Here is a 726-nt window from a genome sequence, read left to right on the forward strand (position 1 = left end):
AGCAGCGCGCCCGCGCCCGGCACCACCGGCTCCAGCCCCAGGTGGTCCAGCATGCGGCGCACGGTGCACACCGCCGTGGACACGGTGGGAATGCCGCTCGCCTCCTGGATGCGCTGGATCGCCGGCAGCGACGGCATCTGCACGCAGGCCGAGGCCACGATCACGTCCGCCCCCCGGGTGTTCAGGCGCTTGACGTCTTCAAGCAGCTGCAGCGGATCGCGCCGCCCCACCTCCAGGTTGTCCGGAATCTCGAAGCAGATCGAGTCGATCACCTCGATGCCCTCGTGCTCGATGTACTGCACCACCAGGTCGGTCAGCGGCCGCATGTAGGGCGCCATGATCGACACCCGCCTGGCGCCCATGATCTTCAGGCCCTCCACCAGCGCGCCGGCCGAGGTCATCACCGGCGCCAGGCACTGGTTGGCGCGCGCCACTTCGCTCAGCTCCCGCTCGGTCTGGCGGTGGTAGCCCAGGCCCATGGCCATGATGGCCACCAGGCAGGCGGTGCTCATCACGTCGACCCGCGCGTCGGCCAGCTCGGCGGCGCAGCGCAGCCCTTGCTGGTTCATCGCGGCCAGCTCTTCCTTGGTGACCTTGTGCATGCGCATGCGGCTGGAGTGGAAGGTGAAGCGCTCATCGGGGCGCAATGCCTCGCGGGCGCGCAGCATGGCCGGTATCTCGGTCTCCATGGTGGTGTTCGAACTCGGCACGATCTGGCCGATGCGG

General features: G+C 69.1%; 1 protein-coding gene. It reads right to left on the bottom strand.

What is annotated here, in order from left to right; translation table 11 throughout:
- The coding region (locus ACODRX_RS25830) for a maleate cis-trans isomerase family protein (RefSeq protein ID WP_488874406.1) at positions 1-726 on the bottom strand (726 nt) is incomplete at both ends.

The sequence above is a fragment of the Comamonas sp. FG99 genome, assembly GCF_057808605.1.